Origin of the sequence: Waddlia chondrophila WSU 86-1044 (genome assembly GCF_000092785.1) — a bacterium.
Classification (GTDB): Bacteria; Chlamydiota; Chlamydiia; order Chlamydiales; family Waddliaceae; genus Waddlia; species Waddlia chondrophila.
This window is the reverse complement of record NC_014225.1, coordinates 1,515,859-1,529,456: the sequence shown is the minus strand read 5'-3', so window position 1 is coordinate 1,529,456 and position 13,598 is coordinate 1,515,859. Positions and strand designations below refer to the sequence as shown.

Annotated in this window: 11 protein-coding genes and 1 tRNA gene; 5 read left to right on the top strand and 7 right to left on the bottom strand. The window is 44.6% G+C overall.

The features are described from left to right. Positions 1 to 22: 22 nt before the first annotated feature. The gene (locus tag WCW_RS06945; RefSeq protein ID WP_013182498.1) at positions 23 to 1,516 is read right to left on the bottom strand and encodes a hypothetical protein; all 1,494 of its coding nucleotides are present in this window, start codon (positions 1,514 to 1,516) and stop codon (positions 23 to 25) included. 75 nt (positions 1,517 to 1,591) lie between these two features. Here WCW_RS06945 and WCW_RS06940 point away from each other — a divergent pair, with 75 nt between their 5' ends. From WCW_RS06940 to dnaJ, 5 genes are all read left to right on the top strand, one after another. Then, positions 1,592 to 3,760, top strand: coding sequence for a hypothetical protein (locus WCW_RS06940; RefSeq protein WP_013182497.1), 2,169 nt, complete (start codon positions 1,592 to 1,594; stop codon positions 3,758 to 3,760). A 27-nt stretch (positions 3,761 to 3,787) separates the two neighbouring features. After that, the gene (locus WCW_RS06935; RefSeq protein WP_013182496.1) at positions 3,788 to 4,969 is read left to right on the top strand and encodes a deoxyguanosinetriphosphate triphosphohydrolase family protein; all 1,182 of its coding nucleotides are present in this window, start codon (positions 3,788 to 3,790) and stop codon (positions 4,967 to 4,969) included. Continuing rightward, on the top strand, positions 4,963 to 5,604 hold the full coding sequence (gene tsaB / locus WCW_RS09770) for a tRNA (adenosine(37)-N6)-threonylcarbamoyltransferase complex dimerization subunit type 1 TsaB (RefSeq protein WP_013182495.1): 642 nt from the start codon (positions 4,963 to 4,965) through the stop codon (positions 5,602 to 5,604). Before WCW_RS06935 ends, tsaB begins: the two co-directional genes overlap by 7 nt. A gap of 72 nt (positions 5,605 to 5,676) precedes the next feature. Then, the gene (rpsU, locus tag WCW_RS06925) at positions 5,677 to 5,850 is read left to right on the top strand and encodes a 30S ribosomal protein S21 (RefSeq protein WP_013182494.1); all 174 of its coding nucleotides are present in this window, start codon (positions 5,677 to 5,679) and stop codon (positions 5,848 to 5,850) included. Positions 5,851 to 6,044: 194 nt separating this feature from the next. Continuing rightward, positions 6,045 to 7,193, top strand: coding sequence for a molecular chaperone DnaJ (gene dnaJ / locus WCW_RS06920; protein WP_013182492.1), 1,149 nt, complete (start codon positions 6,045 to 6,047; stop codon positions 7,191 to 7,193). A gap of 94 nt (positions 7,194 to 7,287) precedes the next feature. Here the strand turns inward: dnaJ and WCW_RS06915 are convergent, their stop codons facing one another. From WCW_RS06915 to WCW_RS06890, 6 genes are all read right to left on the bottom strand, one after another. Beyond that, a complete protein-coding gene (locus tag WCW_RS06915) occupies positions 7,288 to 8,064 on the bottom strand; it encodes an MBL fold metallo-hydrolase (RefSeq protein WP_013182491.1) in 777 nt (258 codons plus the stop codon). A gap of 21 nt (positions 8,065 to 8,085) precedes the next feature. Then, positions 8,086 to 10,569, bottom strand: a complete 2,484-nt coding sequence (locus WCW_RS06910; protein WP_013182490.1) for an FtsK/SpoIIIE family DNA translocase — start codon at positions 10,567 to 10,569, stop codon at positions 8,086 to 8,088. Further along, positions 10,524 to 11,303: an undecaprenyl-diphosphate phosphatase gene (locus WCW_RS06905; RefSeq protein WP_013182489.1), complete on the bottom strand. Its 780-nt coding sequence runs from the start codon at positions 11,301 to 11,303 to the stop codon at positions 10,524 to 10,526. Before WCW_RS06905 ends, WCW_RS06910 begins: the two co-directional genes overlap by 46 nt. Before the next feature lie 18 nt (positions 11,304 to 11,321). Next, positions 11,322 to 11,394: transfer RNA gene (locus WCW_RS06900), tRNA-His, on the bottom strand. Between the two features lie 39 nt (positions 11,395 to 11,433). After that, the gene (locus WCW_RS06895) at positions 11,434 to 12,873 is read right to left on the bottom strand and encodes a ComEC/Rec2 family competence protein (RefSeq protein WP_013182488.1); all 1,440 of its coding nucleotides are present in this window, start codon (positions 12,871 to 12,873) and stop codon (positions 11,434 to 11,436) included. Beyond that, positions 12,857 to 13,486 (bottom strand): NAD(P)/FAD-dependent oxidoreductase, encoded by a 630-nt coding sequence (locus tag WCW_RS06890; protein WP_013182487.1) that lies wholly within the window; start codon positions 13,484 to 13,486, stop codon positions 12,857 to 12,859. The genes WCW_RS06895 and WCW_RS06890 overlap by 17 nt, the downstream gene beginning before the upstream one ends. Between the last annotated feature and the right edge of the window lie 112 nt (positions 13,487 to 13,598).

The following is a 13,598-nucleotide window of genomic DNA, read 5'->3' as shown; positions in this document are numbered from 1 at the left end:
ATATTCAATAAAATATTTATTTTCAATTTTTTAGAGCGTTTTTTATGATTGAGGCAATGCGTCTTTTTTGAAATTGTGCAAGGTTTTCAAAGAGGAGCTTTTCCAACCGCAGCTGTTTTTCTTCTGGATTGTCCTCCGGCCATGCGGAAATGAGAATGAGGTGTTCTTGTAAAAAGGTTTGTTGTTCAGGGATTTCTAGACTTTTTCCTGAAGTTTCAAGCTGGAGCTTACAGTAAAGGAAAAAATCTTTTGGAGATTGAAATTGATCCCATTCGATAGGGGGTGAAAAGAATGCCTCAGGCAGCTGAAGGCATACGGAAACGATTGCGGTGTTGAGTGGATGGTCTCTTTCTAATCGTCCGGAGGCAAATCCCTCTCTGATCATTTCGATTATTTTGTTGGGACTAGGAACTTTGCCGACCGCTTCTTCAATTTGAGGAATGCAGCGGGCAAAATCCGGATGTGATTGCGCGAGGAAGTCGTTGACCTTTTTTAGCCTTTGTTCGAATGGCATGCGTAGGAATTCAATTCGCTTCCTCGGGATCGAACAATAAAGCAAGTTTTCTTTTACTTCAAATAAGGCTGTTTGTTCGGGATCTAGCACACTTTCAGAGTCTCCCAGAAGATAGATCCCTAAAGTTTTCTCTAAAATAAGAAACTGTGCGATTTGGTCTGCAATCTTTTGAGGAGATTCGGATGTTTCTCGCGGCTCGATGATCCATTCTCCTTGAAGGGCATATTCCAGAGGATATTTGGCCGGCATGCCCACAGCATGAAGCATCATGTTCAAGTAGGTTTGTTTTGCGATAAACAACTGATGGGTCAGCTGCGAAACGATTTGCACTTTCAGGTTTGGCTGGTTGCCGAATTGTCGGATTGTCTTTAGAAGTTTATCTATGTGAAAAAAAATGTTGATTCCATAAGGAAGATGAGCCGTGTATTCCTGAACCTTCTCTTGTATCCTTGAGTCCAGAGAAGCTGTTGCTTTAAGCTTAAGGTCTTTTTGCTTGGCAATGGAAAAGGAAAGTCTTGAAAAAGAAGTTTTTAAGAAAGTTGCGCGGAAGATGTGCCGGTCTCCAAACATCAAAGTTTTTGTTTCTCCTTTCCCCAGTCTGGAAGTGCGAGGGATGCGCATGGCTAGGTCGATCTTATCTGTTGGAGGTTGAAATAGGGGGTGAAGGCTGCAAATAAACTCTTGCACTGGTTTTGCTAATCGCTCCCATAAAGCCGCGTTGACGGGATCGATAGTGAGTAATGAACCGGAGAATTCGTAAAGTTTATGCAGGTCGTCTTGGTCAAAAGAACTACTGCTTTCCACTTTAATCACTTCATCGACAATCCCGTTCAATTTTTCGGCTAATTGCTCGATGCCGTCTTGTCTGACTTCTTGAAAATTTCGTTGTTGGTCGAGCGCTGTTTGCACATCGCAAAGAGAATCGTAAAGAGAGGAGTAAACGTGTTCAGTTGGTGGACAAAGGTAAGAAGTTAATTGGTTAAATAAATTTTTAATAGTCATATAGTTTTAATCTTTATAGTTTATTTAAAATTCAATTCTATATTAGTGTTTTTATTAAAAATAAAGGAATATTTCATGAAAATTGCAAGTTATTTTTGCCCTTTCTCTCATAAATTCCAAGCGAGGGAAGATTTTTTTCAATTAACAAGGTGGGAAAAGCTTAAAACAATAACAGTAACCGCATTGGCGGCGCTTGCGACTTTGCCATTATTGGGGTTGGGAGGAATTGCAGTTTTTAGGGCGATGGTACGGCACTATGCTCCTATCAATCTTCGGAAGCCGTCCGACAGTGACAGTCCACAGGAATCGTCAGCTTCCAAAGTAGATACAATTGTCCAACCTGTTTTCGGTAAAGAGCTGAAGTCGGAGCGGTATCTGCAAGCTAGAAAACAGCTGGTTCAGTGTAATAAAGAACTGGAAACGTTGGCAAAACCTCCTTTAGGTGTAGAAGGAATGTTAGAAACAATTAAGAATATCGAAAAAGATATTCATGCCTTCATGCATGAAGCTTCATCGATGAAAAATGAAAGCGATTTGGCGTTGATGCAAGAGATGGGCGATCGGTTAGTTGAAGTTTCAAAAGCGATTGAAGAAAAGCTGGAGCTAGAAAGCGATGAGTCAGAGCTTAATCAAGCTCTAGAAATTATTGAGGCATTGATAGAAGAATTACCGAAAAAAGAAGAAGTCGAATCGACGAAAACATTTTGGGAGCGCTTGGGCGGCGCGTTCGGTCAATCACAGGAAGTGAAGGACCTTGCCTGGAAGGTGATAAAATACGAAACGCAAGTGCTGGAACTGAAGAAGCATATAGAAAAAGCATTTCCCTTCGTTTTACAGGACAAGGATTTAGTATCCAGCAGGCTCTTTGTCGGCAACCATCGTGATGCTGTGCAGAGGTTATACGATATCTTATGCGAAGTGGAAATTGATACTACTGACGACTCTCGTTTTAGCCAAGACTATTTGGGGCAGGTGAGGAGTTTGATCAACGAGCAATTTATCCCCGTTTTGCGAAAGGAGCTTAAGAGCGATTCGGAGAACTCCAGCCTCCATCAGATTGCAGAGATTATGTTTACTCATGTTTCTTTAGAAAAACAGTGTTTTGACACGCTGGCTTTGTTTAACCAAATGGGGGCGGATGCCTTAGGACAGTTGCCAGAGGAAGTGGATGACACTGTCCATGGCGAGCATCCTTTTGTCAAATGGATCAATACGATCTATCACAGGATCAGTGCAGTTCCTTATAGCGCAAAAGCTCCTCTTTTCAATCAATGGGCAAACAGTGCCCGCGGTCAGTGGAACAGAAATTTCGACCCCTATCGTCAAGGAAACCCGACGCACCATTTCTGGAGTTTGCGTGTAGGGAAAAAAGAGGTGAAAATGTTGGGTATGGGAACGCCGACAAATGAGGATTCTTGGTCACAAGCTCATATGAATGAAGAGTTTATCGCCTTGATGAAGCGGTACAAAACTGTCGGAAAGAAACACTTATTTATCAATAACCAGAATTTGATTCCAAAAACAGGTTGGACGGCCTCCCTTATCAATGGTGATGAAACAGCTCGTTGCAAGTTGATTCTCGACAAACAAGATGATGAAGATGTGAAAGGCGCTTACTTTGCGATCGCTCTTTCGAAAAATTCTACCTTTTATGAGCAGAAAGGAGAGTGGAAAGAAAGGGATCTTGCTGAAACATTCAAAGGCAATGTATTTGAACAGGTTTGTAAAGGGAAACGTCACATCACCGGCAGCTACATTCCTGAGACGATTCGCGAGTTGATCCCGGAATTTGACGAAAAGGCGAGAAATGTCATTGAACAAATTCATGAGAAGGTATTCGAAGGCAAAGAGAACCTCTCTGTTGAAGAGCGGCGCTGGTTCATCGAACTTTTCTATGACAACCTTGTAAAAATGATTATTGTAGAGGGAGACTTCGATTCTGTGAATGGAAGCTGCAAAGATCAGATTGACCGGGGAGCCGGGACAAATGCTCAATTGGCGGCAAACTGCTACATCGTCAGCCAAAAAGACGGCAAACTGACCTCAGAGCAGCAAGGGCATGTGTTGATGCTGATGATGGTGCGCGCTCTTTTGGTGCGCAAACGTCCCCCTCTTACAGAAAGGGTTGAAAGATTTGTTGAAGGGATGGAGATGAGCTTCAAGCATGTCGAACAATTGAAAGCGTTGCATAAAACCCTATTCCTTAAAACACCATTTGTTCCGTTGCGCGTGGGTGGCGAATAATATAGTCTTTAGTTTATACTGGGGAGTATGAAAGAACTCCCCAGCTTTTACCCCTTAAACGTAGCGGAGAACGTTTCTCCGCTTCTTGAGAAATGCCGCAAAAAGGCGCAGGAAAATGAAAAAGCCAACATGCATCCCATGGCGGCTTTTTCAGATAGCCATAAGCGTTATAAGTTGAGCGAGGTTGACCATCGTTTGCCGTATAAGAGGGATGTCGATCGAATCGTGCATTCCAAGGCTTATGCGCGCTATATCGATAAGACACAAGTTGCCTACCTTATTGAAAATGACCATATTACGCATCGAGGTCTTCATGTGCAGCTTGTCGGTAATTTTGCCCGGGGCATTGCGGAGATCTTGCGGTTGAATCTGGATTTAGTGGAAGCTGTCTCTCTCGGCCACGATGTCGGCCATCCGCCGTTTGGCCATGAAGGGGAGGGGTACTTATCTGAGCTAACTCAGGAATATGGCGGGTATGCATTTGCCCATCCTTATCAATCATGCCGATTATTTTCAAAAATTGAACCTCTGAATCTCGGATTGACCGTTTACGACGGGATCCTTTGCCATGACGGAGGAATGCGTAAAACGCATTTGGAGCCCCGATATGGGAAAACTTGGGATGATCATTTTAAAGATCTGGAAACAAAGCTTAAATATCCGGAAGAAACGATCATTCCTGCGACGTTGGAAGGGTGTCTGGTCAAACTTTGCGACACAATGAGTTACCTTGGAAAAGATATCGAAGACGCGATCAATTTGGGGATCATCGAACGGAGGGATGTGCCCGAGACTTTGCTTGGAAAATCGAATCGGGAAATCTTAAAAGCGTTGGCCTGCGATATCATCTCCAACAGTTTTGAAAAAAATTACATTGCGATTTCCGATGAAGCGTTCGAAGCTTTGAAAATATTGAGGGTATTTAATTTTGAAAGGATCTATCAGGATCCAAGCTTGAAAAAAGAGTCGGCTAAAGTGAAGCGCAGCTATCGCATCCTTTTTGAATACCTTTTACAAGATTTCGAACGCCAGCAGGAAAACAGTTATCTTTGGAAAAACTTTCTCGAGAACAAGCCTGAGGCGTATTTGAAGGAGTCTTCTCCAATTCAAAAAACGGCAGATTTTATTGCCGGTATGACCGACAGTTATTTCATCCGCACCTTGGAAAAGGTCTTTGTGCCCACCCGTATTGAGTGGCGTTCATGTTAACGTTAGTCGTTGATGTTTGTTCTGATAGAGGGATTGCCGCGTTTATTCGGAATGGAAAGGTCGGTTATTTTGCCGGCTTGCCCTTGGGATTGCACAACTCAAAATTTTTAATGCCTAAAATTGAAGAGGGGCTCAAGGTTCTCGAAATCCAATCCAGTCAGATTGAGTTGATTGCTGTTGGGATCGGCCCGGGATCGTATACCGGAATGAGAGTGGGGTCCATGGTTGCCAAAGCACTCTCTTTTGCGCATGGCATTCCTCTTATCGGCGTCTCTTCTCTTGAAGGGTATCTTTCCGATCATCAAGGGATCTTTGCAGCGATGATTGATGCAAAGATGGCTGGCTGTTATCTGATGAAAGGCAGAAAAAAGGGAAATGAGGTGAATTATTTGACAGGGCCTGAAGTGTGGAAAATGGAGCATATTGGTTCTGTGCTTAAAGATGTCGATGTGATTGTTTCTCCCCATTGCAGAAGTTTGCAGGAAAAATTTCAGAAAAATGATCTGAACCGGCAGTGGGAATGGCAGGAAACAGCGATCAACGTGGAGCATTTTGCTTCAAGAGCTGAAAAAAAATACAGGGACGGGGAATTTTCAATTGACGGATCTTTAGACCTTCTCTACATGAGGGGTTGAATGATATCTTATTTTCCTGTATGCTAATTTCCTTTCAGTATAAACCATCAAACGAGATTTAGGTGATCATTAATGACGACAGTAAAAGTTCGACCTGGTGAATCGATAGATAAGGCATTGCGCGCTCTTAAAAAACGCCTTGATAAGGAAGGAGTCATGAAATCTGTAAAGGCCCATCGCTTTTACATGAAGCCATCCATCAAAAAGCGTGCGAAATCTAAAGCTGCTTTGAAATATAGAAGATAACCGTCGCTTGTACGCAAGCTTTATTTATTTTTTTTTAAACCAGAGAGGATGTTTACAAATTCAGCAATAGATTTTGCAGCATCTTTTTCATGAGAAGATCTTTTTTTGGATCCTCTCAGAGAAAAATCTACTGCAATTCTCACTCTCTATCTTTTGTAAACATCCTCCGATAAAACTAGGTGCCGCTTCTGAGTATGACTGATTATTACGAAGTTTTAGGGATTTCTAAGAATGCATCTTCCGATGAGATTAAAAAAGCTTATCGTAAGATGGCTTTAAAGTATCATCCTGACCGAAATTCGGGAGATGCGGAAGCAGAAAAAAAATTCAAAGAGATTTCAGAAGCTTACGAAGTGCTCAGTGATGATCAAAAACGGCAGCTTTACGATCGCTACGGAAAGGATGGTTTACGAGGCGCCGGTATGAGCGGAGGCCCCGGTTTTGCTTCTATGGATGAAGCGTTGCGCACGTTCATGGGAGCATTTGGAGGCATGGGCGCCGATTCGATTTTCGATAGTTTCTTTGGCGGCGGCGAAGGATTTGCCCGAGCTCAGGGAGGCAGCAAGCGCCAGGGAGCGAGCAAGCGTGCGAATATCACGCTTAATTTTGCAGAAGCTGCAAAAGGGGTCGACAAGGAGTTGGCGATTACGAATTATGTCGTGTGCAGTGCTTGCAATGGGAAGAGGGCCTGTTCTTCCGATGGCATCAAAACTTGTGATCGATGCGGGGGCCAAGGTCAAGTCTTTGAGCAACGTGGTTTTTTCAGCATGTCCATGACCTGTCCGCAGTGTCACGGTGAAGGGCAAATGGTGACCGATCCTTGCAAGGAGTGTCATGGAAAGGGGATGACCAAGAAAAAGCAGCATGTCAAGGTGCATATTCCTCCTGGGGTCGATTCAGGCATGAGGCTTAAGATGGCGGGGTACGGAGATGCCGGACCCAACGGAGGCCCTCCTGGAGATTTGTATGTATTTATCAATGTTAAGCCTCATGATGTATTTGAGCGTCAAGGAGACGACATTCTTCTTGATCTTCCTGTAAGTTTTTCTGAAGCGGCTTTGGGTACAAAAAAAGAGGTGCCCTCTCTGACAGACCACTCTTGCCGAATCACGATTCCTGAAGGGACGCAAAGCGGAAAAATTCTCCGCGTGAGAAAAGAAGGGTTTCCCAATGTGCATGGCCATGGAAAAGGGGATCTGCTTGTGCGGATTTTTGTTGAAACGCCTACTAATCTTTCTAAAAAGCAGCGCGAAATTCTCGAAGAGTTTGCAAAGTTGGAAAGCCCGGCAAACCTTCCTAAGAGAAAGGGATTTCTTGATAAGTTGAAAGGCTTATTTTGCTGACGTCTTACATATTCACATTTTTTTTGCGGTCTTTGCGTTAAAATTGAGAAAATTTTAACATATTCCTTCAGTTTCCTAAAATCGCCTACACGCCCTAATTAAAAACTACAGATTTTCCAATAGAGTGTTGAGGGGCGATGCTTAACTCTAGATTCATGTTTGCATCCGATAAAATCTGTTTGACTGTCGACATCGCTTTCTCTTCGGAATTGCATTCTTCAGAAAGATGAGCAAGATGGACATGCTTCAGGTTAGGATGGGCAATTTGGGTTAACAGCTCAGCGCAAGCTTGATTTGAGAGATGGCCGCTACGTCCTAAAACGCGTTGTTTGTAGACATCTGGCCGAGCGGATGAATGAACCATTGAGGGTTCGTGATTCGCTTCCAGATAGAGATAGTCGCATTGAAGGAGATTTTTACGGACGAGAGAGGTCACAAACCCCAAGTCTGTACAGAATCCGATTTTCAAGTTGTCGATTTTAATCGTGAAAGCGACAGGATCAAGAGTGTCATGCTGAATACTGAAAGGATGGATCTCTAAGCCGCAGTACTCGAAGGACTCTCCTGTTGAAAAAATTTTGAATTTTGGACAGTCGTGAAATCGGTTGACAATTCCTTTTGCCGTCTCGTGGTTGGCAAAAACGGGAATTCGATGTTTAAAAGCCAGTACGCGCAATCCCTGAATGTGGTCGGAGTGTTCGTGAGTGACGAGGATCGCATCGATCTCATCAATGTCGACATTGATCTCTTCAAGTCTTCTCTTGATGGCAAGTCCGCTCATCCCTGCATCGATCAAAAGCTTGCAGTGGGGAGTGCAAAGATAGATGCAGTTGCCTTTCGATCCTGAAGCAAGAGGAGTGTATCCAAACATGTCCGCCTATTATTTAAGTGGTTATTCATCAAATAGATCGTCAGCTGTCTCTGATTTGACGAGAATTTTCCGAGGCTTTGAACCTTCTGCCGGTCCAACGATGCGCGCTTCCTCCAGCTGATCCATAATGCTGGCAGCACGGGCATAACCAACTTTGAGCTTTCTCTGTAAAAACGTTGTAGAAGCGTTTCCTGTGCTCAAAACGATCTCAAGAGCGTCATCATAGAGCTGGTCGCGGGAGCTGATGTCACCGGCGTTGTCCAATGCTCCAAGACTTTCCATTTGATCGAAAGATTCGATGACATAATTGGGAGGCGATTGATCACAGATTTTTTGCACAACCGTATTGATGTCTTCGTCGCGGATATAAGCTCCTTGCGCACGGGTGAGATGATGGACGCCTGGAGGAAGCATCAACATGTCGCCGTTGCCAAGAAGCGTCTCGGCTCCCACTTCATCGAGAATGATCTGGCTGTTGATCCGACTGGAGACTTTGAATGCAATACGGGTGGGAAAGTTGGCTTTGATCAACCCTGTGATCACCTCTCTGGAGGGGCGCTGCGTGGCTAAAATCAAATGGATCCCGACAGCGCGCGCCATTTGAGCGATTCGGGCGATGTGCGTTTCGATATCGTTGCTCGCAACCATCATTAAATCGGCCAATTCATCAATGATGCAAACAATGTAATGCATCTTTTCCGGAATCTCTTTTTTCAATCCCTCTTCAAATTCCCGATCGATTTTCCTCTCATTGAAAGAGGTGATGTTTCTATATCCCACCTGTTTGAGGATCTCATAGCGGTTTTCCATCTCTTTGACGAGCCAGTGAAGAGCGGCGCAAGCGCCAGCAGGTTCGGTAATGACCGGAGCAAGCATGTGGGGAAGGCGTGTATAGGGAGTCAGCTCGACCTTCTTGGGATCCACCATGATCATTTTGATCTCATCAGGCTTTGCGTTCATCAGAATCGACATCACGATCGTATTGATACAGACCGATTTTCCCGATCCTGTTGCACCCGCGATAATCAAATGAGGCATCCGTGCAAGGTCTTCGGTCACATAATCGCCGTTGACGGTTTTTCCAAGCAGAAGAGGGACTTGGTACTTTTTTGATCCCTGCTGGTAAGAATTGAGCAATTCTTTAAATCCGACCTCTTGCGGATTTGGATTGGGAACTTCGATCCCAATGGCTGCTTTGCCGGGGATTGGAGCCAGAATACGGATCGATTTTGCTTCCATATTAAGGGCGATGTCGCTTTCTAGTGCCTTGATTTTCTGCACTTTCACGCCAATTGCGGGATGCACTTCAAACGATGTGATGGTTGGACCGCAATTGATCTGGCCCACTTTTGCTTCAATTCCGAAGCTGAGCAGCGTTTCCTCCAAAACTTCGGCCTGACGGCGCAGATCTTTTTTGAGTGACGATTGATCCACTCTTTTGGGCGGCGTCAGCATGGAGGACACAGGAAGTTTGTAATTCGTAAAGTCGCCGTTGTACACGCTTTGCTCTTGCAATGCGCGTTCCCTGCGTTCCTCTTTAGTTTCCGGTTTAGTCGGTGTCTCTTTTGCCTGAGTGCGCATCCGCTCTTTATGCCCTTCAAATGGCTGCGAGCTCGAAGATGCTTCACTTAGAGATTTTCTTGAGATTGACGGACGGTCTTTCAAGTTTAGATCGGGATTGATCTCCAATAGTTCATGATCTTCTTTTTTTTCTTTTTTCGCAGAAGAAAAAGAAGGGATGCGCAATTTGACATTGCGTAAGAGGTTGGGCCTAATTCCGGGTTCTTGAATAACAGGAGCCGGCTTCAATTCCTGTTTGAATTGTTCCCCGATTTTTTCCTTAAGCGAAGCAAAAAAGGAAAAAATGGAACGGGGATTAGTTTTGGTTAAAAGCAGGATGCTGGCAAGGAGCAGGCAAAAAGAGGTGATCAGCACACCTCCAGCGTTTAGGATTTTTTCCAAATTCAATAACGGCAAGTCTTTATAGAGAAAGTAGAAAGGAGCTCCTCCGAGATGGAAGTGAAGGTTGCGCCGGGAAAGCTGGGTGTAGAAAAAGCTTCTGATCTGCTCGGATGCAGAGGGAAAAAGTTCTTCGATGGAGGTTAGGATCAAGCTGAAGGAAACCATGAGAAGCCCAACCTTCAAATGCTTGAAAACAAGGTTGTTGATCGATTTTTTGAACATGATGCGCCAGCCGATCCACCCGACGTAGACTGCAAGCAGGTAGCTCGACAGTCCAAGCAGGGCAGTTTGGATCCAGCCAAGGGTATAGCCGACAAGGCCCAGCCAATTGGTTGAGCCTTCGCCGTACGCGAAACTCAAAAGGCTGACCAGCATCATGAGGCCAAGAGCAAACAGTAGCGATCCTTGCGCCTCGGCAGGCAGGTCGCTGATTGCCAACGGTTGTTTCTTCGATTTTTTTTTGACCGCTTTTGTGCGGCGTTTTCCACTCATAATCTTCAGTTCAATAAAATGCAGGCTAGCCCGATCAACAGGCAATACCATACAAAATACATCATTTTTTGATTAGCTGCCAGCTTGATTAGGATTTTAAGAGCTGCCAAGCCAAACACGAATGCCGCCGCAAACCCTGCCAGGTAGTTAGAGATGGACAGATTGCCTATTAGAGATGAGTTTCCGGAAAGCAGCTGGATTGTTTTGAGAACAGTTCCTCCCAAGATGGCTGGAATTGCAAGAAGAAATGAAAAAGTTAGAGCTTCCTCAGTTTTCCAACCTAATAATCTGGCAGCGGAGATGGTCGCTCCACTTCGCGAGACACCGGGCAAAAGGGCAAATGTTTGAAAAATGCCAATGATTAAAGGGGTTCTGATCCAATGTTTTTGTTTTTTTTCAGTTGCCTGCTCGTAGCCGCTGCGAATGCCGATCCAGAGGAGTGCTGCGGTAATCAGAAAAAAATAGCCAAGCAGCTCCGTTTGATCGTACAAATTTTCTATTTGTTTCAGGATCAGCAGGATGGGGAATAGAGGAAGTGTGCCGATCATGATTTGAAGCAGAAACTTGGAGTTGCTTGTCAGCAAAGACTTAATCTGTTTTCTGAAGACAATGAAGATGGCAAGAAGAGTGCCGAGGTGGCAGACGAGATCGAAAGGGATCATTCGAGAGAGGTTTTCAATTCCAAAAAGATGTTGAGCCAGAGTGAGATGTCCAGAAGAACTGACAGGGAAAAATTCTGTGAGGCCTTGAATGATTCCAAGGATAATCGCTTCGACAGTTGACATAAACAGGAAAAAAAGGTGGGCGACCGAAGGGATTTGAACCCTCGACCCCTGGAACCACAATCCAGTGCTCTAACCCCTGAGCTACGACCGCCATTAATGAGGGAAATATTGGAGGAATGCGCTTTAAATGTCAATAGATGATTTCCAGGCGCCGCTCCGCTTTTCTCCATCCCCAAATGCCGAGCAAAGCTGCTGCAGTCAACCATCCAAGCAGAGCAGGCTTGTTTAAGGGCAGGCGCCAATGCACATGAAGAGGAGCTGGCAGCTGATCAACGAAGTCTAGCAAAATTCTTACAAGGAATTGGTTCAGGCCGTGCAGCCAGGGAATGAAGATGCCAAGAATAAACAAAAACATTGATATGCTGACCATCAATGGGACAACTAGATTGCATAGAAGGCTGATCAGAGGAAATTTTCCGAAAAAAAACAGGGTTAAAGGGATTGCGGTTAGATTCACCGCGAGAGCAAGGGCAAGAGTGTTTTTGGCAGCTGTTACGATGAGATAGCAATGTTGGTCGGCAATTCCCATCTGTTTCAGAACATGGGCTTCCCTGGAAGGAAAAATAGCGTTGAGAAGTTTCAAGGTCGAAGGAAAAAATAAAAGAATGGAAGCTGTAACGCTGAAGCTGAAAACAAAACCGATCGAGAAAACGAGCAGAGGATCGATTGCAAGGATAGCAAAAACAGCAAATCCCAATGAATTTAGAGCGACCGGAGACAGGCGGCATAAAAGGCCGATGATTGCGCAGAGGCTCATCAGAAAGGCGCGCAAGATGGATGCGCCGCATCCTAAAAACACAAAGTAAGAACATAATAGGATGAGGAGTGTATTTAGTGCCCATTTAGGAGGGAGAAGGAGCCTTAAAAAAAAGAGAAAAACTGCAGTAAGGATGGTAAAGTGAAAACCTGAAATTGCAAGAATGTGCTGTAGGCCCGCGCGTCCGAACGATCGCTTAATTGCCTGGTCTTCAAAATCTCCTGTTAAAATTCCTCCTAAAAATTCAGCGGACTGGAAAGGGGAATAATGTCTGGACACATATCCTTTCACCCATTGTTTTGAAGCATAGCGCCACTCTGTCGGGGTCCATGTTCCTTTGATGGGAAGCCAGGGCTCTTCCTTGTCGGGGTAAAGAGAGGTTTGGTACCCGTATCCGGGCTTCAAGATCCCTTTGATCATGTAGGATCTGTCTGCAGGAGGGCGGAGAGCTGATGCTCGCTTTGGCAGCCGGATTTGGCAAGGAACTGTATTTTTCTGAAGAAGGGTGGTCGCTGTTCCTTGATAGATCCATTGAGTGCCGAATGCTGAACGGGAAGCGGCAACAGAGGAAGGGGTAAAAAGAACTTGGCAATGAATCCCTTCAGGAGGAATGGAAAGAGTCGGGTAGTTGATTTTCGAATAGGCGAAGAAAGTACAGAATAAGATTGCGCAAAGCAGCAGTCGATTTCGATCGAGGAAAAAGAAGGCGGTTAAAGGAATGCTTAACCAAGGGGATAGATCTGTTGCAGAATAAAAGCCGAAGAGTGAAGCGGATGCGTAAATGAGGATGGGATGCTTAGAGCTGAACTTCATAGAGCCTGTGGCTAGTACACAGGGTACTAGTGCCAGCCAAGGTCATTTCCAAAGGTTTTGAAGAGTCGTATTGTGAAAGAGTCTTGATCAGATTTTGAATCGTCGATTCATCTGCCGTTTTTTGCTTTGTTAAGGCATGCGTCCGTTGTTTGTTAAAGCGCAGATGCTCAAATGAAGGGCTGCTATGCAGCTGTCTTGCATTTTTGTTGATCCGGAGAGCTTCCGACAGTGTATGGAATCCGGCAGTCATCTCCTGGTCGTGGACAGAACCCATTTGAGTCTGGCTTAATCCAGTTGCAGTGATCAAGTGCTTATAGGTGACAGAATCGTTGTTTCTTAGATGGATCTGCTTTTTCTTTTTATCAATTCCGATCACTTCGCCAACCATTGCAAAGGCGTTGCAGCCAAGAGAAAGATAACCGTTGCGACGGAATTGTTCTAAATCTTGGTCAGATCGCATTGCCTGGGCGTTCAGTTGGTAGAGCAATGGATGGAGAATTTCATTCGACCTGTCGATGAAGACAACGTCGACGAAAAGATGTTTTCCCGAGATTTGGCTTTCCAGATCGCGGAGATTAACTCCAATAATGACTGCTCTGCTATCAAAATTCATTGCTTTACCTATCTTTACTATAGCTTAATAATTAATAAAAATTCTAGAATTTTTTTATTTACAGGAGAGGGGAAAGCCCTTATATTGAAGAGAACTCGAATGGTTGCAAATT

Coding starts and splice junctions, on each gene's coding strand:
- WCW_RS06945 (WP_013182498.1), bottom strand. CDS start 1,516: ATGACTATTAAAAATTTATTTAACCAATTAACTTCTTACCTTTGTCCA.
- WCW_RS06940 (WP_013182497.1), top strand. CDS start 1,592: ATGAAAATTGCAAGTTATTTTTGCCCTTTCTCTCATAAATTCCAAGCG.
- WCW_RS06935 (WP_013182496.1), top strand. CDS start 3,788: ATGAAAGAACTCCCCAGCTTTTACCCCTTAAACGTAGCGGAGAACGTT.
- tsaB (WP_013182495.1), top strand. CDS start 4,963: ATGTTAACGTTAGTCGTTGATGTTTGTTCTGATAGAGGGATTGCCGCG.
- rpsU (WP_013182494.1), top strand. CDS start 5,677: ATGACGACAGTAAAAGTTCGACCTGGTGAATCGATAGATAAGGCATTG.
- dnaJ (WP_013182492.1), top strand. CDS start 6,045: ATGACTGATTATTACGAAGTTTTAGGGATTTCTAAGAATGCATCTTCC.
- WCW_RS06915 (WP_013182491.1), bottom strand. CDS start 8,064: ATGTTTGGATACACTCCTCTTGCTTCAGGATCGAAAGGCAACTGCATC.
- WCW_RS06910 (WP_013182490.1), bottom strand. CDS start 10,569: ATGGTATTGCCTGTTGATCGGGCTAGCCTGCATTTTATTGAACTGAAG.
- WCW_RS06905 (WP_013182489.1), bottom strand. CDS start 11,303: ATGTCAACTGTCGAAGCGATTATCCTTGGAATCATTCAAGGCCTCACA.
- WCW_RS06895 (WP_013182488.1), bottom strand. CDS start 12,873: ATGAAGTTCAGCTCTAAGCATCCCATCCTCATTTACGCATCCGCTTCA.
- WCW_RS06890 (WP_013182487.1), bottom strand. CDS start 13,486: ATGAATTTTGATAGCAGAGCAGTCATTATTGGAGTTAATCTCCGCGAT.